The 25,823-nt window shown below is 47.5% G+C and carries 28 protein-coding genes and 1 tRNA gene; 20 read left to right on the top strand and 9 right to left on the bottom strand.

What is annotated here, in order from left to right:
* Positions 1-3 precede the first annotated feature (3 nt).
* A complete protein-coding gene (gene senB / locus NKE59_RS05615; protein ID WP_353437980.1) occupies positions 4-966 on the bottom strand; it encodes a selenoneine biosynthesis selenosugar synthase SenB in 963 nt (320 codons plus the stop codon).
* Between the two features lie 106 nt (positions 967-1,072).
* Complete coding sequence (locus NKE59_RS05610; protein ID WP_353437979.1) at positions 1,073-1,606, bottom strand: GNAT family N-acetyltransferase; 534 nt, start codon at positions 1,604-1,606, stop codon at positions 1,073-1,075.
* 296 nt (positions 1,607-1,902) lie between these two features.
* On the opposite strand from NKE59_RS05610, the gene NKE59_RS05605 reads away from it, so the two are divergent.
* From NKE59_RS05605 to NKE59_RS05575, 7 genes are all read left to right on the top strand, one after another.
* Entirely contained in the window at positions 1,903-2,247 is a 345-nt protein-coding gene (locus NKE59_RS05605) for a hypothetical protein (protein WP_353437978.1), read from the top strand.
* 35 nt (positions 2,248-2,282) lie between these two features.
* On the top strand, positions 2,283-2,849 hold the full coding sequence (locus NKE59_RS05600; RefSeq protein WP_353437977.1) for a peroxiredoxin: 567 nt from the start codon (positions 2,283-2,285) through the stop codon (positions 2,847-2,849).
* 87 nt (positions 2,850-2,936) lie between these two features.
* Positions 2,937-3,146 carry a hypothetical protein gene (locus tag NKE59_RS05595; protein WP_353437976.1) on the top strand — a complete coding sequence of 70 codons (210 nt, stop codon included), beginning with the start codon at positions 2,937-2,939 and terminating at the stop codon, positions 3,144-3,146.
* Between the two features lie 69 nt (positions 3,147-3,215).
* Positions 3,216-4,100, top strand: coding sequence for a DMT family transporter (locus NKE59_RS05590; protein WP_353437975.1), 885 nt, complete (start codon positions 3,216-3,218; stop codon positions 4,098-4,100).
* 265 nt (positions 4,101-4,365) lie between these two features.
* Positions 4,366-4,647 carry an HU family DNA-binding protein gene (locus tag NKE59_RS05585; protein ID WP_353437974.1) on the top strand — a complete coding sequence of 94 codons (282 nt, stop codon included), beginning with the start codon at positions 4,366-4,368 and terminating at the stop codon, positions 4,645-4,647.
* Between the two features lie 111 nt (positions 4,648-4,758).
* Entirely contained in the window at positions 4,759-5,490 is a 732-nt protein-coding gene (locus tag NKE59_RS05580) for an FAD/NAD(P)-binding protein (protein WP_353437973.1), read from the top strand.
* Positions 5,491-5,526: 36 nt separating this feature from the next.
* On the top strand, positions 5,527-6,102 hold the full coding sequence (locus tag NKE59_RS05575) for a hypothetical protein (protein WP_353437972.1): 576 nt from the start codon (positions 5,527-5,529) through the stop codon (positions 6,100-6,102).
* A 25-nt stretch (positions 6,103-6,127) separates the two neighbouring features.
* On the opposite strand, the gene NKE59_RS05570 is transcribed toward NKE59_RS05575, so the two are convergent.
* From NKE59_RS05570 to wrbA, 6 genes are read right to left on the bottom strand one after another with little or no spacing between them, the layout of a single operon-like run.
* Entirely contained in the window at positions 6,128-7,159 is a 1,032-nt protein-coding gene (locus NKE59_RS05570; RefSeq protein ID WP_353437971.1) for an MBL fold metallo-hydrolase, read from the bottom strand.
* 38 nt (positions 7,160-7,197) lie between these two features.
* A complete protein-coding gene (locus NKE59_RS05565) occupies positions 7,198-8,160 on the bottom strand; it encodes a sodium-dependent bicarbonate transport family permease (protein ID WP_353437970.1) in 963 nt (320 codons plus the stop codon).
* 57 nt (positions 8,161-8,217) lie between these two features.
* Positions 8,218-8,766, bottom strand: a complete 549-nt coding sequence (locus tag NKE59_RS05560; RefSeq protein WP_353437969.1) for a histidine phosphatase family protein — start codon at positions 8,764-8,766, stop codon at positions 8,218-8,220.
* Positions 8,766-10,187 (bottom strand): FAD-binding oxidoreductase, encoded by a 1,422-nt coding sequence (locus NKE59_RS05555; RefSeq protein ID WP_353437968.1) that lies wholly within the window; start codon positions 10,185-10,187, stop codon positions 8,766-8,768. The genes NKE59_RS05560 and NKE59_RS05555 overlap by 1 nt, the downstream gene beginning before the upstream one ends.
* Positions 10,188-10,196: 9 nt before the next feature.
* On the bottom strand, positions 10,197-10,601 hold the full coding sequence (locus NKE59_RS05550; protein ID WP_353437967.1) for a DUF2069 domain-containing protein: 405 nt from the start codon (positions 10,599-10,601) through the stop codon (positions 10,197-10,199).
* 8 nt (positions 10,602-10,609) lie between these two features.
* A complete protein-coding gene (wrbA, locus tag NKE59_RS05545) occupies positions 10,610-11,215 on the bottom strand; it encodes an NAD(P)H:quinone oxidoreductase (protein ID WP_353437966.1) in 606 nt (201 codons plus the stop codon).
* Between the two features lie 49 nt (positions 11,216-11,264).
* Here wrbA and NKE59_RS05540 point away from each other — a divergent pair, with 49 nt between their 5' ends.
* From NKE59_RS05540 to NKE59_RS05530, 3 genes are read left to right on the top strand one after another with little or no spacing between them, the layout of a single operon-like run.
* A complete protein-coding gene (locus NKE59_RS05540) occupies positions 11,265-12,107 on the top strand; it encodes a YihY family inner membrane protein (RefSeq protein ID WP_353437965.1) in 843 nt (280 codons plus the stop codon).
* 24 nt (positions 12,108-12,131) lie between these two features.
* Entirely contained in the window at positions 12,132-13,235 is a 1,104-nt protein-coding gene (gene aroC, locus NKE59_RS05535; protein ID WP_353437964.1) for a chorismate synthase, read from the top strand.
* Positions 13,236-13,245: 10 nt separating this feature from the next.
* A complete protein-coding gene (locus NKE59_RS05530) occupies positions 13,246-14,400 on the top strand; it encodes an MFS transporter (RefSeq protein ID WP_353437963.1) in 1,155 nt (384 codons plus the stop codon).
* Here the strand turns inward: NKE59_RS05530 and NKE59_RS05525 are convergent, their stop codons facing one another.
* Positions 14,401-16,071 (bottom strand): electron transfer flavoprotein-ubiquinone oxidoreductase, encoded by a 1,671-nt coding sequence (locus tag NKE59_RS05525; protein WP_353437962.1) that lies wholly within the window; start codon positions 16,069-16,071, stop codon positions 14,401-14,403.
* A gap of 93 nt (positions 16,072-16,164) precedes the next feature.
* Here NKE59_RS05525 and NKE59_RS05520 point away from each other — a divergent pair, with 93 nt between their 5' ends.
* From NKE59_RS05520 to pheS, 10 genes are all read left to right on the top strand, one after another.
* Entirely contained in the window at positions 16,165-16,866 is a 702-nt protein-coding gene (locus NKE59_RS05520; RefSeq protein WP_353437961.1) for a CoA transferase subunit A, read from the top strand.
* Positions 16,867-16,895: 29 nt separating this feature from the next.
* Positions 16,896-17,549: a CoA transferase subunit B gene (locus NKE59_RS05515; protein WP_353437960.1), complete on the top strand. Its 654-nt coding sequence runs from the start codon at positions 16,896-16,898 to the stop codon at positions 17,547-17,549.
* Positions 17,546-19,366: an alpha/beta fold hydrolase gene (locus NKE59_RS05510; RefSeq protein ID WP_353437959.1), complete on the top strand. Its 1,821-nt coding sequence runs from the start codon at positions 17,546-17,548 to the stop codon at positions 19,364-19,366. The genes NKE59_RS05515 and NKE59_RS05510 overlap by 4 nt, the downstream gene beginning before the upstream one ends.
* Positions 19,367-19,397: 31 nt before the next feature.
* Positions 19,398-21,392 (top strand): HD domain-containing protein, encoded by a 1,995-nt coding sequence (locus tag NKE59_RS05505; protein WP_353437958.1) that lies wholly within the window; start codon positions 19,398-19,400, stop codon positions 21,390-21,392.
* Between the two features lie 18 nt (positions 21,393-21,410).
* Positions 21,411-21,487 (top strand) — tRNA-Val (locus NKE59_RS05500).
* A 104-nt stretch (positions 21,488-21,591) separates the two neighbouring features.
* Entirely contained in the window at positions 21,592-23,514 is a 1,923-nt protein-coding gene (gene thrS / locus NKE59_RS05495) for a threonine--tRNA ligase (RefSeq protein WP_353437957.1), read from the top strand.
* Positions 23,515-23,558: 44 nt separating this feature from the next.
* The gene (gene infC / locus NKE59_RS05490; RefSeq protein ID WP_353439920.1) at positions 23,559-24,080 is read left to right on the top strand and encodes a translation initiation factor IF-3; all 522 of its coding nucleotides are present in this window, start codon (positions 23,559-23,561) and stop codon (positions 24,078-24,080) included.
* Between the two features lie 105 nt (positions 24,081-24,185).
* The gene (rpmI, locus tag NKE59_RS05485; protein WP_353437956.1) at positions 24,186-24,383 is read left to right on the top strand and encodes a 50S ribosomal protein L35; all 198 of its coding nucleotides are present in this window, start codon (positions 24,186-24,188) and stop codon (positions 24,381-24,383) included.
* Between the two features lie 16 nt (positions 24,384-24,399).
* Positions 24,400-24,762 (top strand): 50S ribosomal protein L20, encoded by a 363-nt coding sequence (gene rplT / locus NKE59_RS05480; protein ID WP_353437955.1) that lies wholly within the window; start codon positions 24,400-24,402, stop codon positions 24,760-24,762.
* A 12-nt stretch (positions 24,763-24,774) separates the two neighbouring features.
* Entirely contained in the window at positions 24,775-25,818 is a 1,044-nt protein-coding gene (pheS, locus tag NKE59_RS05475; protein ID WP_353437954.1) for a phenylalanine--tRNA ligase subunit alpha, read from the top strand.
* Positions 25,819-25,823 lie beyond the last annotated feature (5 nt).

Genomic DNA, 25,823 nt, shown 5'->3' with positions numbered 1-25,823 from the left:
GTTCTATAAGCACTGACCAAGAAGTTTCTTAATGGAGCGCTTCTCAAACTCGGGTTGGACTAATTTACGTCGTTGGCGAACGGATTTCTCAAGAGACTTGTAAAAGGCAGGATTTGTTTCTGCTTGCAGTATGAGAACTGCTAGAGTCTTTTCATCGCCAACGGGGTAATAGCCTGGATAGTCATCTCCCAGTAAGCCACGATTACCAGAGATATTCGATGCAATCACCGGAACCCCAATGGCAATTGCCTCCGTAACAACATGCGCCCCACCTTCCATCAAGCTCGTGATTACCATCAGATGGCTCCGAGATAAAACCTGCATCGTCTTCGCATGGGTTTGCTCGTCAAGCCATTGATAGCGGGCTAGATGAGCGCTGTACTGTTTTGCCAGTGTTCGCATTTCAGGACTCATCGCCTTACCCAAGTGCTTAATCTTAACTGTGCTTGAGGCCGGTAAAAAGGGAAGGGCACGCGCAAGACAAAAAGGATCTTTTTCAGGTCGCAGATGACCAATAAGACTAATCAAGAAATTACGTTTTGGAGAAGTTTTTCTAGCAACTCCTTTAGTGGACTGATAAATCACTCTCGTCTTTGTCAAAAACTCCTTCGGAATTTGATCTAAAGAGGCTGATTGCAAGACAACAATATGGGAGGCGAGCCGCATCGATTGTTGCACCTCATCATGAGAGGCCATATCGCGATAAATATCGGTACCGGTCATTACCAAAATGACTGGTTTATCAGGAAATTGCTGCTTAAAATTCAATATAGATGAATGACTACGATATGCATGAAGGGCAATGAGTAAGTCTGTATTTTTCCTTGACCAGGATTGTGTCAATCTTGATTGATAACCCAAGCTCTTAAGAAATCCTTGCCAGCGAAGCGCAGTAATACGATTGCCATGAAGACTCCCAAGGGGAGCGGGGGTGACGATCTCTATGGATGGCTTAGAAGAATGCATATGCTTACTAAGGAGTCTGCCATAGTTGGCAGCAATGTGCCCAGTTTTATAAAAGATGGCATAGCCTGAATGCCCAAATGCTCTTCCAATAAACGTTAAGTAATGCTTAGGCCCCTAAACTTTTCAAATAGTAATACCAGTTCACCTGTCTTTGGATTAGCTCATGATAGACAGAAAGCCAATTTGATTTTGGTAAGTTCATCGTAGCTTCTACATCACCATAAACGTTTTGAGCAATCAGTCCATGCTTTTGGCATAGCTTACGAATAGGGTAGTTCTCGACAATGCAATGCATGATCAGTTTTTTGTATTGACGATTTTGTGCCCACATAAGTGCTTCGCCTAGCATTTGATCGGCTATGCCCATTCGGCGATATTCTTTTTGAATGATGACCCCAAACTCAACCGTATCCTCATAACTAGCAATATGAATGACGCCCACCCACTTGTTATCAATTTGCGCCACCAAGAAATGATGATGGGCAAGATCTTTCTTAAACTTACGTATCAGACCATCAATACCTTGAGGGCCAAGACCAATGCCAAAGTAGGCTCTTAAGGTAACAGGGTCGAGGCTTTTGAGCCAAGACCCATACTTACCAATATGTGACTGAGATAAAAAGCGGGTGTAGACGGTCACGTCTTATGACCCAATTGGGTAATTTTTCTTATTTCTGAGAAAGTAAGCTAGACGTGCCTCAGACCAGGCTTCTAGGACACTTTTGATAAAGATAAATACTTTTTTCATACGATTTCCTTTTGTAAAGGGTTGATTAAATTAGGATTTAAACTCTTTTTGAGGGTTAACCCTAAATAGATAGTACGCCTTATTTATAAATGCTGCATGACAGCAATTCCTTTACATTTACTGGGGGCTTGTGCGCTCACGGTATTTATGGGGTCTGAAGCTTCATGGTGCAGGGGTAATATGGCGTTATGGATGATCCGGTTTACAAGCGCCCCCCAGCAAAGGCTCAGAATCCCATTCGGTATGAGCTGCCTAGTCTTGAGCAAGTGAAAATCAATCAAGAAAAAGAGTTATTGGATTTGGCGCAGGTGCGTTATGGGATTCGCGGGACCGAGGTCACCCTAAGTTTTCAGCCCCTTGGTATTTCAGCGGATATGAATGAGAACGCGATCTTTCGTAGATTAATGGCGATCCCCGAACACGAGCGGGCTGATCAGGTGCTTTATGCATTGGCTACCGGACAAACACATGCTGCGATCGCAAATCGTGTTTTAGCAAGCCTCTCATTAATTGCGCGAATGAGAGCTGAATAAATTTCCTACTTCGTACTTAATTAGAAAGCGTTCTAATGACCATACCAAGCAATTATCAGGAACTCCCCGCTGATCTCCCCATTCCAGTCGATGACGGAGCTACTCGTCACTTAATTGGAATGAGGCTCCCTGATCTTGCTCTACAAGCCACCAATGGAAAAACGATCAATCTTGGCGAGATCAAAAAGAAATTGGTGATCTATTGCTACCCCATGACAGGTCAACCTAATGTGCCACTACCTGAGGGCTGGGATCAAATACCTGGGGCAAGGGGATGTACACCGCAAAGCTGCTCTTTTAGGGATCATTATCAAGAGTTAGGTGATCTAGGTGCAGAGGTCATTGGATTGAGTGTTCAAACGACCCAGTATCAAAAAGAGATGGCAGACCGTCTTCACCTTCCTTTTCCAGTGGTGAGCGATGTGCAGTATGCGTTTCAGAAAGCTCTGAATCTACCAACCTTTGAAGCGGCTGGCATGACTCTTTTAAAGCGCGTTACGCTGATTGCAAATCAAGGTGTGATTGAAGCAGTGCACTATCCCATCTTCCCAAGTGATAGCGATGCTCCCTGGGTAGTTCAGTACTTGAAGACGCATGCCTAGAGCGGAATTAAGGAAAAAGGAGCATCGATCCCAAAGGGGGATACAATAATCACGGTTATTGTCCGTTGCCCTAAAAAGGAGACCCATATGTTACTAAATGACTCAATGAGTAATCTTGATAAAGCTATGAAAATCGCCGGTTTTGCTGGCATGGTGATTAGTATTACCGTGGCACTGTTTCTAATCTTTTCAGCAAGCGCTCCACAATCTAAAACAGCTGTTTTGCTATTTTCATTCGGTGCAGCAGTTGCCCTTAGTTATTTGTCGTTTGCAATCAAACCAAAGTCCAGAAAATAAATCATTAAACCTAATGCTTGAATGGCTCCGCAGTGGGGCCATTTTCTTTTCTAGAGACCAATTACCCCCGTGAAAACTGAAACAAGAGGAATGCTTATTGGCTTTATTGGTATTTTTATCTTTAGCCTAACCTTGCCGGTTACCAAAATAGCAGTCCAAAGTTTTAATCCTTACTTTATTGCATTTGCCCGTGCTGTTCTTGCAGGGCTCTTGGCGGCGATCTATCTATTCAGTATCAAAGCAAAATTACCTAGCGTGCGTGAGCTACGCCAATTTGTGATTGTGGCCATTGGCGTGGTATTTATCTTCCCACTCTTTATTAATTTAGCAATGACCGAGGGCGAGGCCTCGCATGCGGGGGTCATTCTGGGTATCATGCCCTTAGCAACCGTGATAGCGGGGGTGCTCCTATTTAAAGAGCGCCCATCCTTAGGGTTTTGGGTAAGCGCCCTGGTTGGCTGCTCCTTAGTCGTTATCTACGCCTTTATCAACAGTCAGGGGGGGATTCAGTACACCGATTTCTTACTCTTAATTGCTTGTCTAGCCAATGGGATTTCATATGCAGTTGGGGGTAATTTATCGCGCATCATCAATGCTAAAGAGGTGATCTCTTGGGCCCTGGTGATTGCGCTACCAATTAATGCCTTGTTTAGTATGCTGACGTTCGAGCCAAGTTACTTACAGGCAGACCTCATGGCGTGGTCTAGCTTTCTATACTTGAGTATCTTCTCAATGTTTATTGGATTCTTCTTTTGGTATGGTGGTATGGCAATTGGTGGAATAGCACGCGTTAGTCAAGTGCAGTTATTACAACCATTTTGTACTCTTCTTGCCTCTGCTATTTTGGTCTCTGAACCGATTACTTCGATCAATATTATTTTTGCAAGTCTGGTGATTGCAACCGTTATGATTGGCAGAAAGATGCTTGTAAGGCGCGGATCAATTGTCAAGTAAAAGCGCTTAATTTAGAACCAGATTATGAAATTACCCGCAAATTCAAGCCAGCAAAGGCTCAGATTGGGATAAAAGTACAGTAAAAATGAGGGATTATCCTTAGGGTTAGCCCCTTGTGTTCAGAAGAGTGATGTAGCAAACTTACTGCATTATTAATTGCGGCCTTATAGTAATTGGTAATCATTGCTGGTATGACTCGGATTTTTGGGCTGTCATGACAACTCTTTTTGTAGCAGATTTTTAATTGTTTGTTTAAAGGAAAAATATGAATAAAGCTGAACTAGTAGAAAAAATTGCTGATGAAGCAGAACTTTCAAAAGCAAGTGCAGAGCGTGCCTTAAATTCTGCAATTGATAACATTATTAAATCAATAACAAAAGGTGACTCCGTTCAGTTAGTTGGTTTTGGAACATTTAGCCAAGGAAAGCGTTCTGCTCGCGTAGGTCGTAATCCAAAAACTGGAGAGGCAATTAAGATTGCAGCTTCAAAGACTGCTAAGTTCTCTGCAGGTAAAGCATTTAAAGACTCAGTAAACAAACGTAAGTAATCAGTTACCCCTGATTCCTAAAAAGCCGCCTACCTGGCGGCTTTTTTATTGCCTCATAGTCTGATTAACTAGCGAACTATACTGTCTAAATTCAGTTCATTCGTTTAGACAGTGGTTCATACAAATAATATTGCGATTGTAGGCGATGGCTTTGCAGCTGCAGTCATGGTGGTTCATCTCTTGCGCCAAGGCATTCCTGCAGCCTCTCTTAGTGTCTTTGGAACGGGTGAGTTGGGGCGGGGTAATGCTTATCAGACAAGTAGTCCCGCCTATCGACTAAACGTTCGCGAGGATCTGCCTACTATTTTTACAGACGATCCATTGCACTTTGCCCGCTGGGCAGAGCGAACTATTAAGGATAGTCAGGCCAAGAATGAAGCCGGATTTTTCTATCGACGCAATGACTTCGGCCTCTACATGCAAGCTCTCCTTGTTGCTGAGCTAGGTCCTCAAAAGCTCCAACAAATTCATGCGAGGGTTGATCGACTCAGACGCCACAAGGAATATTGGGTTCTTGAATATGGCCATGAAAGCTTTAATGCCAAGAATGTCATTTTGGCTACCGGTAATGCCTCACCCAGATGGCCTTGCCCCGTAGATATCGAAGGCGCATCCCCGGGTGACATCAGCGCACGCTTGATCGAAAATCCCTGGCCAGGCGATCACTTAAAGCATATTGCACCAGATGAAGACATTATTTTGCTCGGGGGAGGTCTCACGGCTTTAGATGCGATTAATGCGTTAGCCGAGCAAGGTCATCGAGCTCGGATTGATGCGATTAGCCCTCGCGCTATTTTTCCTCCGGCGCAAGCACCATGGCAAAGACGAACGCAACCTAATTGACCTGATCAGCTCACGCCCGCTCGCTTAGTTCGGTTCATGCGACATTACTTACCCTCCGCACCTCCCCAGAGCTCGGAGTGGCAATGCGCATGGGAAGAGTTGCGACCAGATCTCAATCAGATCTGGCGAGGCTTTACAGATCATCAGCGCAGGATTTTGATGAAACGCTTTGGGTGGCTATGGAATCTCTATCGTTTTCGGGCTGGACCGCAGACCATAGTTGCGTTTGAGGCTTTCAAAGCGACTGGACAAATTCAATTCGTTCTGGGTCGTGCGAAGCGGGTGATCGCTATGAGCTCCAAGGTGAAGGTGGTCTTAAATACTGGTCTTGAGATACTTGGCGACCGAGTGATAAATTGCACGGGCGTTGGCTCTGATCGATTGTTAAATCGATTGATTGCCGATCACTGTGCGATACCAGACGCTCTTGCTAAAGCTATTGCAGTCGATACTCAGTTCAGAGTTCTAAAATCGGATCAACAGCCATGGAATGATGTCTGGATGATTGGGCCTGCGACCATGGGGAGTTTGGGGGACGTGGTAGCTGCAAGCGCAATCGCCAAACAAGCAGAGCAATTAGCGGGGCAGATTAAAGTAAAACTCAGCTCTTAAAGCAAATATGATCTTTATACATAGCTTAGAAGACCTCTTTTTCAGCCTCTAAATAGGCAAGGCTCGTGTACTTACCGATGTTGTTGTCAAAGCCCTGCATGGTCTTGGCCCGTTTGCTAACCCGCGGGTCCTTTAGAACGAGCGACTTAGCAACACTAAGATCTTGCCCGTCTTTAACCGCTTTGACACAGGTTTCATAAATACCAGCCAAGAACTCACCGTATTCCTTGAGGAGCTGTTTGCTTGGCTCACCGTGACCGGGTATCCATATCTGATCGCCCTCAGAACTTTGCAGGTTTTTATAGGTTTTAAAAGTACCAACATACGAACCATCATCGATATTGGCGATGCGATTGCCCATGGCGATATCACCTACATAGGTCATCTTATCTTCGATAACCTGCATAGAGATATCACCGGGTGTATGAGCGACACCATGATGATGGACCTTGATCCTGACATCACCATAATGAAATACATTGCCATGATTGGCTGAATGCGTTGGGGCAATCACTTTTGTACCGGCAGTAGCTTGGTTGGTCCAGCGTTCCATCAGATTACGCCAGGCATTACCTTCGATCCCTTTGATTTGAGCGATGGAATAGGGGTGGGCGTAAATGGGTACATCTTTACCATACGCCTCAACAAATGCTTGATTGCCCAAGAAATGATCGCCGTGATAGTGGGAGTTAAAGATCGCAATCACTGGTTTATTGGTGACCCGCTTGATCATGCGTATCGCCATCTCACCAATTTGCACAGAGGCACCAGTATCCAAGAGAATGACACCTTTGCTACTCACTACAAAGGTAATGTTAGCCATCATTCCTTGGTTCTCAGGAGTTGGAAAACCGTCAGGGGAGTAAACGAGCCAAACATGCGGACCAATTTGCTTTGCCGGAATATCTTTAACGGGAGGGCCCTTTAAAAAATCATCAGCGGCTCGCGCAAAATGCATCATTTGTGGGGTAAGAGCAATAGCACTTCCCCCCGCAACCCATTTCAATACCTGACGACGCTTGTTTAGAACCATGAGACCCTTTGTATATTTATTCATTTGATAGGGCGCAGGATCACACTTAGGAACTGAGGTATCTAAGACCCTAAGGCCCATTTGGCGATTAGGGCGTAGAGCGGGATGCCAATAATGATATTGAGAGGGAAAGTAATGCCGAGCGACATCCCCATATACAGAGCAGGACTGACCTCCGGTAGGGCATGACGCAGTACAGCAGGTACCGCAATATAAGAAGCGCTAGCAGCAAGTACCATGAGTAGGATCGTATTGCCAAGCTCAACCTGAAAGAGAAGGCAAAGACTGAGTGCGAGTAAGGAGTGGCACAAGGGTGCAATGAATGCATATAAAAAGAGTACGCGCGGCTTTCCTTTTAAGTCTGCAAAACTCTTTGCACTCATTAAGCCCATATCAAGTAAGAAGAAGGCCAACATTCCTTTAAAGAGATCAACCGAGAACGGCGCCATCACCTTTTGACCATCGGGCCCCGATAAAATTCCAATGAGCATGGCACCCAAAAGAAGAAGCTGTGCACCATCCGTAAAGGACTCATGCAATAACTTACCGACTTTAAGAGACTGCTTCGTTTGTGATACCGAAGACTTGGCACGATTGGCTAAAAAGATTGCTAAGATAATGGCAGGCGATTCCATTAATGCCATGGCAGCTGCCATATGACCGCCATACTCGATTTGCACATGATTTAAATACTGAGTGGCGGTAATAAAGGTAACCGCGCTCACTGAACCATAGGTGGCCGCAATCGCAGCAGAGTCAAGTGCACCCAGTTTAGTTTTTAGAAAGAAGTAGCTCACCAGCGGCACAACGCACGCCAAGAAGATGGCAATGCCTAAGCTAGTAGTAATTGCTAAGGTCAACCCAGATTGGTGCAGAGCAAAACCACCTTTTAGGCCCAAGGCCATTAAAAGGTAAAGGGATAGAAAGCGTGTAATAGGTTGGGGGATCTCTAGATTGGACTTCACCAATCCTGCAAATACACCAAAGATAAAGAAGAGGATGGCTGGGTCAATAATGGTGCTCATAAGCGCATTTTCTCATTTTTAGCCTTAGTCAAATTGAATCTCGTCAAGCTCTAACGATCAGGGAATAGAACGTTGTTGGATCACCTGACCCTGTTTGTTCACCTTCACCAAGAGCATTTGTCCTGAGCCGACCGAGACACCAGTCAAGGCGCGGATATTAACCTGATGACTAACCAAGATCAACGGGGCCTTATTGCTGCTTGATAATTGTTTTTGTATAAAAGCCTCAAGCTCTCTTGTTTGTTTATCCCCCCGACTCATTTCTTCGAAGAAAGATCCTAACGAAGACTCTGGAACAGCCTTACCTTTATTAAGGAGGGTAGCCGTATCCATACAGCGACACCAAGGACTACTAAAGACCCGGGCTTCTTTAATTCCTTGGGCTGCAAGCCACTGACCAATCTCTGATGCTTGTTTGCGCCCGTAATCACCGAGATTACGTTGGCTAGAGCAATCATTGAGACGATAACCTTGCGGGTCACTAAATCCTGGGGCATCAGCATGACGCATGATGATGAGGCTAGAGCCGGAACGCAGATCCTCCACCAAGTTTGCATTAGCCGTTCCAGAAAGAAATAGCGTCAGGATAAAAAGTAAGCGAAGCATTATTCGGAGATTACTTTGCCAGGGTTTAGGATGTTGTTAGGATCGAGAGCATGTTTCAGACTACGCATCAGTTGAAGGGCAACAGAGCCTCGATGAGCCTCTAAATCAGGAAGTTTGAGCTGGCCAATACCATGTTCAGCAGAGATAGAGCCGTGGTGTTTCTCAACTTGCGTATAGACCACATCATGAATTACTTGCTCATGACTGCTGTTAAATTCTTTGGGGTTTGTTCCAACGGGGGGAGCAACGTTGTAATGCAAATTACCATCCCCAAGATGCCCGAAGTTAATAAGGCGCACGCCACTGAAATGTTGTCGCAAGATACCATCGGTTTCCTCAATAAAAGCATGCAGGGAAGAGATTGGTAAAGAGATATCGTGCTTGAGGTTAGCGCCTTCTTGTGCTTGGGCCATCGTAATATGCTCGCGCATGGTCCAAAATGATTGAGCCTGAGAGAGGTTGCTAGCAATCACAGCATCAGTCGCTAGACCACTCTCAAAAGCACTTTCTAGAACACTCTCCATTAGATTGCGAGCGTGCTCTTCACTTTCGTGATCGGATAACTCGACCAAAACGGTATACGCTGGATCGTTAGACAGAGGGTTCTTCATCTGCGGAAAGTGTTTTGCAGTCAGGTCTAAAGAATCTTTAGACATCATCTCAAAGCCGGTGAGTAAAGCAGCCGTACGTTTCTGAAAGAGGTTGAGGAGCTGGATGGTCGATGGAATATCAGGCACTGCTACCAATGCTGTCCACTGTGCTGTTGGAAGCGGATATAGCTTAAACACCGCCGCAGTGATGATGCCCAAGCAACCCTCGGATCCAATATAGAGATCGCGTAAGTCAAAGCCGGTGTTGTCTTTTCGCAAACTGCGAAGACCCTGCATGATCTCGCCCTGTGCAGTGACCACCTCAAGACCTAAACACAGCTCACGCGCATTGCCGTAGCGCAAGACATTGGTGCCACCCGCATTGGTTGCTAAATTACCACCAATCTGACAGCTACCTTGCGCGCCTAAGCTCAGAGGAAATAAAAATCCTTGTGCTTTAGCTGCTTCCTGAACAGTTTGCAAAATACAGCCAGCCTCAACCACGATCGTTTGATTGCTCGCATCAATTCCGCGAATGGTCTGCATGCGCTTGAGGTTCATAACTACCTGTTGCCCGCTGTCATTGGGAGTAGCAGCGCCACACATACTCGTGTTGCCCCCTTGCGGCACGATAGAGATCTTGGCCTGATTACATGCCTTCACAATCTCAGCCACTTGTGTAGTGGTATTGGGCAAAAGGATGGCAAGAGCCTTGCCTTGGTAACGATTACGCCAATCGCTTAAGTAGGGCGCTTTGTCCTGATCGTCAAGCAGAACATATGCCTGCCCCAGAAGTTTTTGGCAATGTGAAATGAATGCAGAAGGGCTCATGCCAACATTCTATTGCTTGGGGGTAGTGTTTGCTTTGGGATCCGCTTTGGCCTTTGCCTTTGCTTCTGCCTTGATGGGCTTTAAATATAGGAGAAGGCATACAAAGACGATGATCGAGAACACTAGCTCTAGCAGTGCCATCCAAAAGTTCCAACCCGATTCGGAGAGCCGAACCAAAGCCTCCGTGGTGTAAACCAGAATGAGCATCGTACCCCATTGCATAGTGTAGATATTGGCTCGCCATAGGCCGGGCAAGAGGATGATTAGTGGCAGGGCTTTTAGAATCAACCAAGAGCCGCCCGGACGTAGCGGAGAGATAAACCATTCCCAAGCGATGCACAAAAGGATGAGGTCTAGCGTCGCAGCACTCGCAATTAATACGTATTTATCCTTATCAAGGATTTTGGTGAGCATATTACCCATCAGTTTGTTGCTCGCAGGCGTAGCGCAATCTCTGCAAGACGCTTTCCTTGCGCAATGGCTAAACGACTTTCTTCTGGACTAATCGGGGCACTACCGTCTGCATGCGCTAGATGTGAAACACCATACGGGGTGCCACCCGTTGTTGTATTCATGAGCTCAGAATTACTATAGGGTAGCCCCAACAAAACCATGCCATGGTGCATCAAGGGGAGCATCATCGAGAGTAGAGTAGTTTCTTGCCCACCATGCAAGCTACCGGTACTGGTAAAGACACACGCCGGTTTACCCTGGAGCGCACCACTCAACCATTGAGCCGAGCTGCCATCTAAAAAGTATTTCAGGGGCGCGGCCATATTGCCAAAGCGAGTGGGTGAGCCCATAGCAAGACCAATACATTCTTCTAGATCAGAGTATTCCGCATAGGGTGCCCCTTCGGTGGGTACTGTGGGTTCTGTAGCCTCACAGACCGCTGAGATGGCTGGCACGGTACGCAAACGAGCGCTAACTCCCGAGACACTCTCAATACCTTCGGCTATTAAGCGCGCTAATTTCTGGGTAGCACCAGAGCGGGAGTAATACAAGACCAAGATTTCTGGGGAGTTCATATGAAACGCTTCCTTTGGAATTCAGTATAGATTCCCATATGATACGGGCATGCAATTAACGTATTCAATCCAGCGTTGGCTTTCTCTCGGTAAAGAGTTGTGGGAGCGTAATCGGCACCTAAAGCTCAATCAAGTATCTGCCAGCTTGGCATTTACCACCATCCTCTCGCTGGTGCCAATCCTTACCATCGGATCCTATTTGGTATCGAACTTACCGGGCGTGGTGGCGTTACGAGCCACTTTTCAGACCTGGGTACTGAAAAACTATTTCCCGGGTGGCATTAATCAGCAAATATCAAACTATCTCAGCCAGTTTTCTACAAAGGCTAAAGAGTTAACTCTGGTTGGATCTGTTGGCTTATTGCTCACGACCATCGTGACCATGATCGTCATTGAGCGTGCCTTTAATGAGATCTGGCAAGTGAAAGAGCGCCGACCATTTCTGAAGAAGATGCTAATTTATCTTGCTGCTACAGTAATGGGACCGCTCTTACTGGGTTTTGGTATATATCTAAGTGGCGTCTTGTTTGCATCAGCGAGTGGCTGGTTCCCAGCACTTTCAGCAGGCTTTAAGTTCATGAGCACGATCGTATCGAGTCTTTTGGCTTTCATTGTTTTTGCTCTGGCCTACCGTGTCTTGCCGTTTACGAAAGTTGAGTGGAGAGACGCATTGACCGGGGCTATGTTTGCAGGCCTCGCCTATGAGCTCACAAAATTTGGCTTTGCCTTTTTTGTCACCCAAGCTGCTTTCTACAAAACGGTATATGGGACGTTTGCGATTGTGCCTCTGATGCTGATCTGGATTTATATCACCTGGTGGGTAACCTTAGCGGGCGCGGTGATCGTGGCTAATATGCCAACTATTCGGCAACGCTTGGTTCAGGAGCATTGATCCGCCTAGTGCCATAATGGAGCTATGTCCGGAAATACCTTAGGCCTTCTGTTCACTGTCACCACTTTTGGTGAGTCTCACGGTCCTGCCATTGGGGCAGTGGTGGATGGGTGCCCGCCCGGTATGACCCTTTCTGAAGCAGATATCCAAGGTGATCTGGATCGTCGCAAGCCTGGTACCTCTCGTCATGTGACCCAACGTAAAGAAGAAGATCGGGTTGAGATCTTATCGGGGGTCTTTGAAGGTAAAACTACTGGTACGCCCATTTGCTTACTGATTCGCAATACCGATCAGCGCAGTCAAGATTATGGCGACATCATGCAGACCTTCCGTCCGGGTCATGCGGATTACACCTATCACCATAAATATGGCTTTCGGGATCCACGCGGAGGCGGTCGTTCATCGGCGCGCCTAACGGCACCGGTTGTTGCAGCAGCAGCGATTGCAAAAAAATGGTTGCGCGAGCAGCATGGCACCGAGATTGTGGCGCATATGAGTCAGCTTGGTGAGATAGCGATCCCGTTTGAAGATGCCAAACAGATTCCGCAAAATCCATTCTTTGCGGCAAACCAAACAATCATTCCTCAACTTGAGGAGTACATGGATCAGTTGCGTAAAGCAGGAGACTCCTGCGGGGCAAAGATTGAGGTGCGCGCCAGTAAAGTACCGATTGGCCTAGGCGAACCACTGTTTGATAAATTGGATGCAGACATCGCCCATGTGATGATGGGGATCAATGCCGTGAAGGGTGTTGAGATCGGCGCTGGTTTTGCGGTAGTTGCCCAAAAGGGAAGTGAGCACGGTGATGAGATGCACCCAGATGGTTTTGCGAGCAATAACTCTGGTGGAACACTCGGGGGTATCAGCACTGGGCAAGATCTACGCGTCTCGATTGCGATTAAACCTACTTCAAGCATCATGAGCCCCAAAGAGACTATTGATATTGAGGGCAAATCAAGTGTCATTCAAACTAAAGGTCGTCACGATCCTTGCGTAGGTATACGTGCGGCACCCATCGCAGAAGCGATGTTGGCCTTAGTATTGATGGATCACGCCTTGCGTCATCGAGCGCAATGTGCCGATGTCAAAGTAAGCTCTAGCGCGATCCCAGCGACCCGCACTCGTTAATTTACTGAGAATGACAGTTTCCTCCCGCTGGGCCTTTGGGGCCTTTTTCTTTTTGTACTTCGCCTACATTGGTTTGATGTCGCCCTATGCCAGCCTGTATTTTGCAGAGCTCGGCTTTGGTGCTATCGAGATCGCAGCCTTAATGTCGATGTTGCAGGTAACTCGAATTTTGGGGCCATTTTCATGGGGCTGGCTCTCGGATTACTTATCAAATCGCGTTGGGATCATGCGTTTTTGTGCAGTCCTTGCCTGCATTACCTTTGTAGCAATTTTTTATTTGCAGGAATACATCCCTCTATTAATTTGGATGTTTGTCTTACACACTATTTTGAGTAGTATGGTGCCATTGGGTGAGGCGGCGACCGTACATGCTTTATACAAAGACGAGTCTTTCTATCATCGCTATGGGCGCATACGCTTATGGGGATCAATTGGATTTATCACCATGGTTTTAATTGCTGGAGAGATTTTTCAGTGGCAAGGCATTGTGATTTTTCCGTGGCTAGGAGTGGCAGTTCTCATTCTTCTTGTGATCAATACGTTTTTCTTGCGAGAGCCAAAGATTGAGCGCCAACCCTTAGTGCGTGGTGAGTTACGTTCGGTCCTTCGCAGGTCCGAAGTGCGCTGGTTCTTGCTATCTGCCTTTGCGATGATCTTCGGACACGCTGCCTTGTATGTGTTTTATTCACTTTATCTTGCAGACCTTGGATACAACAAGTTTGAGATTGGTCTCTTTTGGACTCTGGGTGTATTTGCTGAAGTGGTCTTCTTTTATTTGCAGAGTAAGGTGATGGCCCGCTTCTCACCGACAGCCATATTGCAGGTGACCTTTTTATTTGGTGTGATCCGGTTTGTGTTGATTGGTTATTTTGCAAGCACCAGTCTTTTAATCCTGGCACAGCTCATGCATGCAGCCAGCTTTGCAGCGCATCACAGCGCTAGTACTCGATTAATACAGACCTGGTTTGCAGGACCGATGCAGGCACGTGGTCAAGCTTTATTTACCACCATAGCGTATGGATTTGGGGGCACCTTGGGGGGATTATGTGCCGGCTGGATTTGGGATCAACTAGGACCCAATCAGGTTTTTGGGATGGCCGCACTTGCTTGCGCACTCGGCTGGCTAGCGATTTATCAAGTCCAGTCTAGTCCGAGTAAGACTTAATTACATCCCCGAGTAGTTGGGGCCACCACCACCTTCGGGCGTAATCCAGACAATGTTCTGAGTTGGATCTTTGATATCACAGGTTTTGCAATGCACACAGTTTTGGGCATTGATTTGTAGCTTTGGTCTGCCTTCGAATTCAACATATTCATAAACACCAGCAGGGCAGTAACGTTGCTCAGGACCTGCATACACATCTAAGTTAATGGCGACCGGCACATCCTGATCTTTCAGGGTGAGGTGCGAAGGTTGATTCTCTTCATGATTGGCATTGGAGATGAACACCGAAGAAAGACGATCAAACGAGATCGTACCATCCGGTTTTGGGTAATCAATCACTTGATGTAGTTTTGCAGGCTCAAGATATTCATAATCAGCCTTGCGTTGATGAATCGTCCATGGCACATTACCGCCCAATAGTTTTTGCTCAACACCGACCATCAGCGTACCCAGATACAAACCCTTTGACATCCACGGTTTGAAGTTGCGGGCTTGCTTTAGTTCTTGGTAAAGCCAACTGTTCTTAAATGCACTGGGGTAAGCGGTCAGAATATCGTTAGCTCGATTTTCTGAGAGAGCAGATAACACTGCCTCGGCAGCCAGCATGCCGGATTTAATTGCGGCATGACTACCTTTGATGCGTGAGGCATTGAGATAGCCTGCATCGCAACCAATGAGAGCGCCACCCGGAAAAACGGTTTGGGGCAAACTATTTAAACCGCCCGCAGTAATTGCACGTGCACCATAAGAAATACGCTTACCACCCTCAAAGGTCGAACGAATCGCAGGATGCAATTTATAACGCTGGAACTCCTCAAAGGGGCTCAAATAGGGATTGCGATAAGAGAGACCAACCACCATGCCGACCGCTACCTTGTTTTCACCAAAGTGATACAAGAACGAGCCGCCATAGGTCTTGCTGTCTAAGGGCCATCCTGCAGTATGAATAACCAAGCCTGGCTGATGTTTGTCAGGAGCAATTTCCCAAAGTTCTTTAATACCAATGCCATAACTTTGGGGATCGGCACTCCGGTCTAATTGGAACTGACTAATGAGTTGTTTGCCAAGATGACCGCGTGATCCCTCAGCAAAGAGGGTGTACTTGGCGCGCAACTCCATACCAAGCTGAAATTGTTCTGTTGGCTCACCATCTTTGCTCACACCTAGATTACCAGTTGCTACACCACAAACAGCGCCTTGCGCGTTATACAAAATCTCTGCGGCGGCAAAGCCTGGGAAGATCTCAACCCCGAGATTTTCTGCTTGCACTCCTAACCAGCGCGTGAAATTGCTTAAGCTAAGGATGTAATTACCTTGATTGCTAAAACAGCGAGGTAAAAGTAGATGGGGAACTGTGAAGGAACCAGTCTCTGATAAGAAAGTGAACTGATCCTTGCTAACCGGTGTTTCGAGAGGGGCGCCTAGTTCTTGCCAATTGGGGATGAGCTCATCGAGCGCTCTGGGATCCATGATGGCCCCAGATAAAATATGAGCCCCGACCTCAGAACCTTTCTCGAGGACGCAGACGCTAAGCTCTCGGCCCTCATGCTGTGCTAATTGTTTAGCCCGAATGGCAGTCGATAGACCGGCGGGGCCTCCACCCACAATGACCAGATCGTATTCCATGGCTTCGCGCGGGCCATATTGGGTAAGCAGATCGTGGGAGTTCATGGCTCTAGTTTAGTGCTTTTGATAAACAATTTCGTAATCTAGAGCGGTTATCATTGAGGCTAACGCATCCTATTAAAAGAGAAAGTCTGACGTATGAACAAAATTTTCCCTAGCGCCCGTGCTGCCCTTGAGGATATTCTCAAAGATGGGCAAACCCTGGCCGTTGGTGGTTTCGGCTTATGCGGTATACCAGAAGCTTTGATTGCTGCTGTAAAAGATTTGGGCGCTAAGAATCTCACGGCAATTTCTAATAATGCTGGAGTTGATGATTTTGGCTTAGGCATTCTCTTGGCAACCCGTCAAGTAAAAAAAATGATTTCGTCGTACGTGGGCGAGAACAAAGAGTTCGAGCGTCAATACTTAGCTGGTGAACTGGAGTTGGAGTTCACGCCTCAAGGAACCCTTGCTGAGAAATTACGTGCTGGTGGTGCAGGCATTCCAGCATTCTTTACAAAAACTGGGGTTGGTACGATTGTTGCTGAAGGTAAAGATGTGCGTGAGTTTGATGGTCAGAAATACATCATGGAGCGTTCTTTGGTATCCGATATCTCTTTAGTAAAAGCGTGGAAAGCGGATCGGGCTGGTAATTTGGTATATCGCCTCACTGCGCAGAACTTTAATCCGGTCGTTGCAATGGCAGGCAAGATTACTGTTGCAGAAGTGGAAGAGATTGTCGAAAACGGTGAGTTAGTTCCTGACCAAATTCATACACCGAGCATCTACGTCCATCGAATTGTGCTTAACCCCAACCCTGAGAAACGGATTGAGCAACGCACGATAACGCACGCAGCCTAATAAATACGAATTAATTAGAGGAACGAATCATGCCTTGGAGTAGAGATGAAATGGCAGCCCGAGCTGCTAAAGAGTTGCAAGATGGCTTTTATGTCAATCTCGGTATTGGTATGCCCACCTTAGTGGCCAATCATGTACCCGCTGGTATGGAAGTATGGTTGCAATCTGAAAACGGTTTATTGGGCATTGGTCAATTCCCCACCGAAGCCCAAGTCGATCCTGACATGATTAATGCGGGTAAACAAACAGTAACCACCTTACCTGGCTCGGCGATATTTTCATCCGCCGATTCCTTTGGCATGATCCGCGGTGGCAAGATCAATATTGCCATCCTCGGAGCAATGCAAGTGAGTGAGCATGGTGATCTAGCGAACTGGATGATCCCCGGCAAGATGGTCAAAGGCATGGGTGGCGCGATGGATCTGGTAGCGGGCGTTAAGCATGTCGTGGTATTAATGGAACACGTTGCCAAGAAAAAAGATGGCAGTGAAGAGATCAAAATTTTGCCCAAATGTACCTTGCCATTAACTGGTTTGGGTGTGATTAATCGTATCATCACCGATCTCGGTGTGCTTGACGTAACTCCTAAGGGGCTAAAGTTACTGGAGTTGGCGCCCGGCGTTACCAAAGAAGAGATTGTGGCAAAGACTGGTGCGCCGATCGATCTTAGCGCGGTGCATTGAACGCCGAGCACTTACATGCACATAAACGTGGGGATGCTGAGCATGCCCACGCAGTAATAGGACGTGCCCAGCGCTGGCTGTGGATTGCTTTATGTCTAACGCTTGGCTTCTCGGGCGTTGAGTTCTTTGCAGGTTTATGGTCAAGCTCCCTTGCTTTGATCTCCGATGCCGGTCATATGGTGACCGATGCAGCGGCTTTGGGCCTCGCCTTACTCGCACAGTACATTGCCAAACGGCCGCCGTCGGCTAAGCACTCCTTTGGCTTTGGCCGCGCAGAAGCGCTCGCTGCTTTTGTGAACTGCATGGTCATGCTGGGTCTAGTGGCCTGGATCATCATCGAAGCAATTAGTCGGATACAAGATCCCCATCCAGTGGCAGGTTTAACTGTAACCATCGTGGCTTTGATTGGCTTGAGCGTTAACTTACTGGTGGCTTGGGTACTATCGCGAGATAAGAAGAGCGTTAATGCCCGCGCTGCACTCGTCCATGTGATGGGCGATCTCTTGGGATCCATTGCAGCATTGGTATCGGGTGTGGTGATCCAGATGACTGGCTGGATGCAAATTGATCCATTACTCTCTATTTTTGTTTCTCTACTTATTCTTAAATCAACTCTATCCATCCTAAAAGAGTCGTATCACTTTCTGATGGAGGGTGTGCCCCTGCATATTGATTATGTAAAGGTTGGTCAAGATCTAACAGCAATCGATGGTGTGGTCACAGTTCATGATCTACACGTGTGGGAAATGAGTCCAGGTCATCCTGCTTTGATTGGTCACGTCGAAGTGAGGCAAATGAAACAGTGGCCACGCATCCTCGAAAAGATCTCAGCCATGTTGCGCGAGACCCATGGTATTGACCACATCACCTTGCAGCCCGAAGAGGCTGGTAAACAAGAGCTCGATACCATACCGGTCAGTGTTGAGAAGGCTCGTCATACGGCCTTATTAAACAAAGATCATCATGGACATACTGATTATGTGGAATGCACCAGTCCAGCAGGACAGCATCGTATGGCCTATCACGCATGGGGTGATCCACGTAACCCCAATGTCTTGTATTGCGTTCACGGATTATCGCGACGCGGCAGTGATTTTAGGGTGATGGCCGAGGCCTTGTGCGATCGTTATTACGTGGTGTGTCCGGATATCGTTGGGCGCGGTGACTCCGATTACTTAAGTAATCCCATGTTCTATACGGTACCTCAATACCTCAGTGATATGGTGAGCTTGAGTAGTAAATTAAGTATTGAGCAGGTCAATTGGTTTGGAACCTCGATGGGTGGATTAATTGGGATGGTGTACGCCGCCATGCCCGGGCATCGAGTAAGGCGCTTAATCCTCAATGATGTTGGTCCTCGCATTGAAGCCGCCGCGCTGATCCGTCTTGCTAGCTATGTGGGCAAGCCATTTGCCTATGTGAATCGCCATATCGCCCTAGAGAAGTTAAATTCCATCTGCGCACCGTTTGGTAAACATACTGACAGTGAGTGGGAGTTGCTAAATGGCCCGATGCTTCTTGAAAAAAATGCTCAGTGGATCTTGCATTACGATCCCGCGATTTCAGTACCATTCTCAGCGGTAACGCCTGCGATCGCTAAAGCAGGTGAGTTAGCAATGTGGCAAAGTTTTCAGAGCATTGATTGCCCCATTCTGATTGTGCGAGGTGCCGAGTCTGATCTGCTCTCTAAGCAAACGGTGGCTGAGATGTGTGCATTAAATCCGCGTGCGACTAGTATCGAGATCGAAAAGGTAGGTCATGCCCCTGCGTTCATTAAGGCCGAGCAAATTGACATTGCGCGCCAGTTCTTCCTATAGTTGTCTCTAGGAACCTTATTCTTTAAACAACGTGCCTAGCCCCAATTCCGCAAGCACTGCCTCAGACGCTAATCAAACTAATAAAGCAGTTGATGCGTGGTTTGGTGAGCCTCCTGAACAGCACTCGCATGATGTCGCCATCATCTTGCGCGATTTGCGTTTAGACGAAGCCAGTATTTCAGCGGCAGGGCAGTTACACAGCAATACTGGTAAAGACGCCCTGATTAAACAGTTAGGGCAAGAGGCCGGTCAATTACTGATTGGGTACCGGGGCCTTCGTCAAGCTCAGGCTAAGTTGATGAAGCAGGATGGTTTGAGTACTGTATCTGGCCAAGAAGAAATCTTGCGCAAGATGTTGCTTGCCTTTGGTAATGATCTACGGGTGGTCCTGATCTACTTAGCATCTCGCTTACAAACGCTGCGCTGGGTTACTAAAAATCACCTTACCCCCAGTCCTTTATGGGCACAAGAGATTTTAGATATCGATGCCAGTCTTGCCAATCGTTTAGGTATCTGGCAAATGAAATGGGAGATGGAGGATTCAGCCTTTCGAGTTCTAAGCCCAGCAACTTATAAAGAGATCGCAGGTTTATTAGACTCTAGACGAGTTGAGCGTGAGCAGTTCATCAAGGATGTCATTGCGCGTCTCAAAAAAGAGCTTCAAACCACGCATATTACGGCTGATGTGCAAGGAAGACCTAAACACATCTACAGTATCTGGAAAAAGATGCAAGGCAAGTCGTTAGAGTTTGCCAACCTGTATGACGTTAGAGCGTTTCGGGTTTTGCTTGATGATGTCAAGGCATGCTATGCCACATTAGGCTTGGTACATAACTTGTGGCAACCGGTACCGCGGGAGTTTGATGACTACATTGCTCGACCCAAGCCAAATGGCTATCAATCTTTGCATACGGTAGTGATTGACGAGCAGGGTATTGCATTTGAGATACAGATTCGGACACAGGCGATGCACCAGCAGGCGGAGTATGGTTTAGCAGCTCATTGGCGTTACAAGGAAGGTGCGTATTCTGCGGACGCAAAAGACGCAGGGACACACAGTGCGGAAGTGGCCTATGAGCGACAAATTGCTTGGGCTAGGCAACTTATCTCATGGAAAGAAGATGCCTGGGAGCAACTCAAGCATCATGAGATCGATGATCATATTTATGTACTGACCCCTCTTGGTAAGGTGATTGCCTTAGAAAAAGGTTCATCAGCCATAGACTTTGCGTATGCTGTTCATACCGATTTAGGCCATCGCTGCAGAGGTGTGCGGATTGATGGGGCGATGGTGCCACTCGATACAGCCCTGAGTAATGGTCAAACCATCGAAATTATTTCAGTAAAGCAGGGTGGCCCATCACGCGATTGGCTCAATCCCGAACGGGGCTATCTGCGCTCACAGCGGGCGCGGGCACGCGTACGGGCCTGGTTTAATGCGCTCGATGATGAGGCCAGTCAAAGCGTACCTAAACCAAGCGAGACCAAAACAGAGAAGCCGACTGACAAGTCTCTAGCTGACGATATTCAAATTAAGCCCCGTCAAAGCAAAGCCAATCAAAGCGGTGATGTCTTAGTTGTAGGGGTCGATTCTTTATTAACCCAATTGGCCAAGTGTTGCCGTCCAGTACCACCCGATCCGATTGCCGGCTTTGTCACGCAGGGGCGTGGCGTATCGATTCATCGCAGGAGTTGTAAAACATTTAGGGCCTTACTCGAGCGCGCACCCGAGCGGGTCATCCAAACAGCCTGGAGTGCGAAGCTCGACCCAGAGCAGGGTGCAGGGAAAGATCGGGTGTTCCCAGCAGATTTAGCCATTAGCGCATTAGATCGCCCAGAACTGATGCGTGAGCTCTTTGAGATTACCTCTAAGATCGGTGTGCATGTGATTGATCTCAAAAAATCGGTCCGCAAAGGCTTAGCGCAGATCCAATTGACCATTGAGATACAGAACACCGAAGCCTTAAGACTCATACAAACTGGCCTGGAGAGCTTGCGGGGAGTCACGGAAGTGCGCCGGCGGTGATAAACTCTTGTTTTATATAGGCTCGTAGCTCAGCTGGTTAGAGCACCACCTTGACATGGTGGGGGTCGTTGGTTCGAGTCCAATCGAGCCTACCAACGATAGAGAAGTAAAGAGATGTAATTGGTATGCGCGTTGTGCTCATTTAGTTTGGGACGAACGCGCATTCTTATTTATACGTAGTCGTTTTGATGGAGCAGGTATGGTGGTTGTTACTCTTCCGGATGGATCAAAGCGTGAATTTCCTGCGCCAGTGACCATTGCAGAGGTTGCCCAAAATATTGGGAGCGGTCTATCTAAGGCAGCCTTAGCAGGATCGGTCGATGGTCGCTTAGTCGATCTGAGTCACACGATTGATCGTGATGTGCAATTGGCCATCATCACCGATAAAAATCCAGAAGGCTTAGAGGTAATTCGGCACTCGACCGCGCATTTATTAGCGTATGCCGTCAAAGAATTATTTCCAGAAGCACAAGTGACCATTGGTCCTGTAATCGATAATGGTTTCTATTACGACTTCTCATACCATCGCCCATTCACACCCGAGGACCTCATCGCTCTGGAAAAAAAGATGACGGAATTGGCCAAGAAGGATGAGCCGGTTGTTCGGCAAGTAATGCCGCGCGATCAAGCGGTTGAGTTCTTCAAGAAACAAGGCGAGGTTTACAAAGCAGAAATCATTGCAAGCATTCCGCAGGGTGAAGATGTATCGCTATATACCGAAGGAAAGTTCACCGACCTTTGCCGCGGTCCTCACGTTCCGTCCACGGGTAAGTTAAAGGTGTTCAAGCTCATGAAGCTCGCTGGTGCGTATTGGCGTGGCGATAGTAAGAATGAGATGTTGCAACGTATCTATGGCACGGCTTGGACCAAAAAAGAAGATCAAGATGCCTACCTACATATGTTGGAGGAAGCAGAGAAGCGCGATCATCGTCGCCTTGCTAAACAGTTAGACCTTTTCCATTTCCAAGATGAGGCGCCTGGTTTGGTGTTCTGGCACCCCAAGGGTTGGGCAATTTGGCAAGAAGTTGAGCAATACATGCGTCGCGTCTATCAAAATGAGGGCTATCACGAGGTGAAGGCTCCGCAAATATTAGATCGTGGCTTGTGGGAGAAATCGGGTCACTGGGATAACTACAAAGAGAATATGTTTACGACCGAGTCTGAGAATCGGGCCTATGCATTAAAGCCAATGAACTGTCCTGGCCATGTGCAGATCTTTAATTCAGGTTTACATAGTTATCGTGAGTTGCCATTGCGCTTTGGCGAGTTTGGCCAATGCCATCGCAATGAGCCATCGGGCGCTTTGCATGGTTTGATGCGCGTGCGTGGCTTTACCCAAGATGATGGCCATATTTTTTGTACTGAAGATCAGATACAGTCCGAGGTGGCTGCTTTTGATAAAGCAGTGCGAGCTGTTTATGCCGACTTTGGCTTTAAGGAAGTGGCAGTGAAGTTAGCCTTGCGCCCTGCTAAGCGAGTAGGTGATGATGCGATTTGGGATAAAGCCGAGGCCGCCTTGCGCGGTGCTCTAAAAGCTTCCGGACAAACGTGGGAAGAGTTGCCGGGTGAGGGTGCTTTCTATGGCCCCAAGATTGAATATCACCTTAAAGACTCGATTGGTCGCTCTTGGCAGTGCGGCACTATGCAGGTTGATTTCTCGATGCCTGCCCGCTTAGGAGCCGAGTATGTAGCTGAGGACAATAGCCGCAAAGTGCCAGTGATGCTTCACCGAGCCATTGTGGGTTCCTTAGAGCGTTTTATCGGGATTTTGATTGAAAATCATGCTGGCGCCATGCCAGTTTGGTTGGCCCCAACCCAGGCGATTGTTCTTAATATCTCAGAAAATTCGGCCGAATATGCTCAAAAAGTCCAGCAATTGCTGAAAAAACAAGGGTTTAGAGTGGAATCGGATTTGCGAAACGAGAAAATTACGTATAAAATACGGGAGCACGCATTACAAAAACTGCCTTATTTGCTAGTTGTTGGCGATAAAGAGCGTGAAAGTAATACTGTGGCCGTTCGTGCCCGTGGCGGAGTTGATTTGGGGGTAATGCCTCTAGACGCTTTTGTCACCCGACTCCAGCAGGATATATCCCAGAAAGTCGGACCCGAGCCTAGCTAGGGGGTGTGGTGGCTTTTTATTGTTTGTTAGAGAGGAATTAGAAGATCGCTACTGAAAAATTGCAACGCATTAACCAGGAAATTACTGCTCCTGAAGTGCGTTTGATAGGATCCGATGGCAGTGCTGTCGGCGTAGTTAAGTTGAACGAAGCCTTGCGGTTTGCAGAAGAAGAAGATACCGACTTAGTCGAGATTGCACCGAATGCCGAACCACCCGTAGTCCGTATTATGGACTTTGGTAAGTTCAAATACCAAGAAGCCAAGCGTTTGCATGAAGCAAAGCTTAAGCAAAAGGTGATCCAGGTAAAGGAAGTGAAGTTTCGGCCTGGAACCGATGATGGCGACTACGGTGTCAAGCTACGTAATTTGATCCGCTTTTTGGAAGACGGCGACAAAACAAAAATTACGCTGCGGTTTCGGGGTCGAGAAATGGCTCACCAAGAAATCGGAGTCAAGATGTTAGACCGGCTCAAGATTGATTTAGAGCCTTATGGTCAAGTCGAGCAATTTCCGAAGATGGAAGGCCGACAAATGGTGATGGTCTTAGCGCCCGCTAAAAAGAAGTAAAGGTTTGTAGTTGCAGTAGGTAGTACTTAGTAGCGAACTATCGGTACAGGAAGAGCAACCGTCGGTTGCCACCGCAGTCGCACAGAGAAAGAAAAGGGAGCAGTCATGCCCAAAATGAAGACCAAAAGTGGCGCAGCAAAGCGCTTCAAGGTCCGCGCAAGTGGATCAATCAAACGAGGACAGGCGTTCAAGCGTCACATCCTCACCAAGAAAACCACCAAGAGCAAGCGTCAATTACGTGGTTCCGCCCCTGTTGCGAAAGCCGACGTTAAGTCGATTCGCTCCATGATGCCTTACGCTTAAATCTTAGGAGAACACTATGCCAAGAGTAAAACGTGGGGTTACAGCAAGAGCCCGTCATAAGAAAGTCACCGATGCCGCAACCGGTTATCGTGGACGTCGTAAGAATGTATTCCGTATCGCTAAAGAAGCGGTCATGCGCGCTGGGCAATATGCCTATCGCGATCGTCGTAACAAGAAGCGTGTATTCCGTGCTTTATGGATTGCCCGTATCAACGCCGCAGTGCGTGAACATGACATGACCTATAGCGTGTTCATGAATGGCATGAAGAAGGCTTCGATCGAACTCGATCGTAAAGTACTGTCCGATATGGCTGTGTTTGACAAAGAAGCGTTCGCTGCTTTGGTAACACGTGTTAAATCTGCTGTAGTACAAGCCTAAGTCTTCATAGCCATGGTTTCTCTCGACCAAATTGTCGAGGATGCCAAACGCGATTTCTCCAAAGCCAGCGACCCTGCTGCTTTGGAGGATGCAAAAGCTCGGTATCTCGGTAAATCAGGCTTACTCACTGAGCGCTTAAAAGCGCTCGGTGGTATGTCGCCTGATGAGCGTAAGACTGCCGGTGCCCATATTAACCAAGCCAAGACCGCTGTTGAGGATGCCCTCAATGCGCGTCGTCAAGCCCTCGCTGATCACGTATTACAAGCCCGCCTGGCAGCAGAGGCGATCGATGTCTCTTTGCCTGGAAGAGGGCAAGCCGTCGGTAGCTTGCATCCTGTCATGCGCACCTGGGAGCGCGTGGAAACTATTTTTCATTCGATTGGTTTTGATGTAGCTGATGGCCCTGAGATCGAGAATGATTGGTTCAACTTCACAGCCCTAAATAGCCCTGAGAACCATCCCGCTCGCTCAATGCAAGATACTTTTTATGTCGATGGTAAGGATACTCAAGGTAAGCCATTACTTTTGAGAACCCATACCAGCCCAATTCAGATACGGTATGCCAGTGAGCATGTCAAACGGTACGGCCAAGATAAGATGCCGCCGATTAAGGTAATTGCACCGGGTCGTACCTATCGAGTCGATAGCGATGCCACGCACTCACCGATGTTTCATCAAGTAGAGGGCCTGTGGATTGCCGAGAGTGTCTCGTTTGCTGATTTAAAAGGTGTGTATACCGACTTCTTGCGTACCTTCTTTGAGACCAATGAACTGCAGGTACGCTTTAGACCATCGTATTTCCCATTCACAGAACCGTCTGCTGAAATTGATATGGCCTTTGGTAGCGGTAAGTTGGCAGGACGCTGGTTAGAGATCTCCGGTGCAGGACAGGTTCACCCTAATGTCTTGCGTAATATGGGGGTTGATCCAGAGCGCTATATGGGCTTTGCCTTTGGTTCTGGTTTAGAGCGCCTCACGATGTTGCGCTATGGCATTGATGATTTACGCCTCTTCTTTGATAACGATCTGCGCTTCTTAGCGCAATTTCCGGCTTAGTTCTG

The organism is Polynucleobacter sp. UK-FUSCHL-C3 (assembly GCF_040409815.1).
In the GTDB taxonomy this organism is placed as follows: domain Bacteria; phylum Pseudomonadota; class Gammaproteobacteria; order Burkholderiales; family Burkholderiaceae; genus Polynucleobacter.
This window is presented reverse-complemented; position numbering and strand designations above follow the sequence as displayed.

Coding starts and splice junctions, on each gene's coding strand:
- wrbA (WP_353437966.1), bottom strand. CDS start 11,215: ATGAACTCCCCAGAAATCTTGGTCTTGTATTACTCCCGCTCTGGTGCT.
- NKE59_RS05565 (WP_353437970.1), bottom strand. CDS start 8,160: ATGAGCACCATTATTGACCCAGCCATCCTCTTCTTTATCTTTGGTGTA.
- NKE59_RS05600 (WP_353437977.1), top strand. CDS start 2,283: ATGACCATACCAAGCAATTATCAGGAACTCCCCGCTGATCTCCCCATT.
- NKE59_RS05525 (WP_353437962.1), bottom strand. CDS start 16,071: ATGAACTCCCACGATCTGCTTACCCAATATGGCCCGCGCGAAGCCATG.
- NKE59_RS05540 (WP_353437965.1), top strand. CDS start 11,265: ATGCAATTAACGTATTCAATCCAGCGTTGGCTTTCTCTCGGTAAAGAG.
- NKE59_RS05560 (WP_353437969.1), bottom strand. CDS start 8,766: ATGCTTCGCTTACTTTTTATCCTGACGCTATTTCTTTCTGGAACGGCT.
- senB (WP_353437980.1), bottom strand. CDS start 966: ATGCATTCTTCTAAGCCATCCATAGAGATCGTCACCCCCGCTCCCCTT.
- NKE59_RS05520 (WP_353437961.1), top strand. CDS start 16,165: ATGAACAAAATTTTCCCTAGCGCCCGTGCTGCCCTTGAGGATATTCTC.
- aroC (WP_353437964.1), top strand. CDS start 12,132: ATGTCCGGAAATACCTTAGGCCTTCTGTTCACTGTCACCACTTTTGGT.
- NKE59_RS05550 (WP_353437967.1), bottom strand. CDS start 10,601: ATGCTCACCAAAATCCTTGATAAGGATAAATACGTATTAATTGCGAGT.
- NKE59_RS05555 (WP_353437968.1), bottom strand. CDS start 10,187: ATGAGCCCTTCTGCATTCATTTCACATTGCCAAAAACTTCTGGGGCAG.
- NKE59_RS05605 (WP_353437978.1), top strand. CDS start 1,903: ATGGATGATCCGGTTTACAAGCGCCCCCCAGCAAAGGCTCAGAATCCC.
- NKE59_RS05595 (WP_353437976.1), top strand. CDS start 2,937: ATGTTACTAAATGACTCAATGAGTAATCTTGATAAAGCTATGAAAATC.
- rplT (WP_353437955.1), top strand. CDS start 24,400: ATGCCAAGAGTAAAACGTGGGGTTACAGCAAGAGCCCGTCATAAGAAA.
- NKE59_RS05575 (WP_353437972.1), top strand. CDS start 5,527: ATGCGACATTACTTACCCTCCGCACCTCCCCAGAGCTCGGAGTGGCAA.
- rpmI (WP_353437956.1), top strand. CDS start 24,186: ATGCCCAAAATGAAGACCAAAAGTGGCGCAGCAAAGCGCTTCAAGGTC.
- thrS (WP_353437957.1), top strand. CDS start 21,592: ATGGTGGTTGTTACTCTTCCGGATGGATCAAAGCGTGAATTTCCTGCG.
- NKE59_RS05530 (WP_353437963.1), top strand. CDS start 13,246: ATGACAGTTTCCTCCCGCTGGGCCTTTGGGGCCTTTTTCTTTTTGTAC.
- NKE59_RS05585 (WP_353437974.1), top strand. CDS start 4,366: ATGAATAAAGCTGAACTAGTAGAAAAAATTGCTGATGAAGCAGAACTT.
- NKE59_RS05570 (WP_353437971.1), bottom strand. CDS start 7,159: ATGAATAAATATACAAAGGGTCTCATGGTTCTAAACAAGCGTCGTCAG.
- NKE59_RS05515 (WP_353437960.1), top strand. CDS start 16,896: ATGCCTTGGAGTAGAGATGAAATGGCAGCCCGAGCTGCTAAAGAGTTG.
- pheS (WP_353437954.1), top strand. CDS start 24,775: ATGGTTTCTCTCGACCAAATTGTCGAGGATGCCAAACGCGATTTCTCC.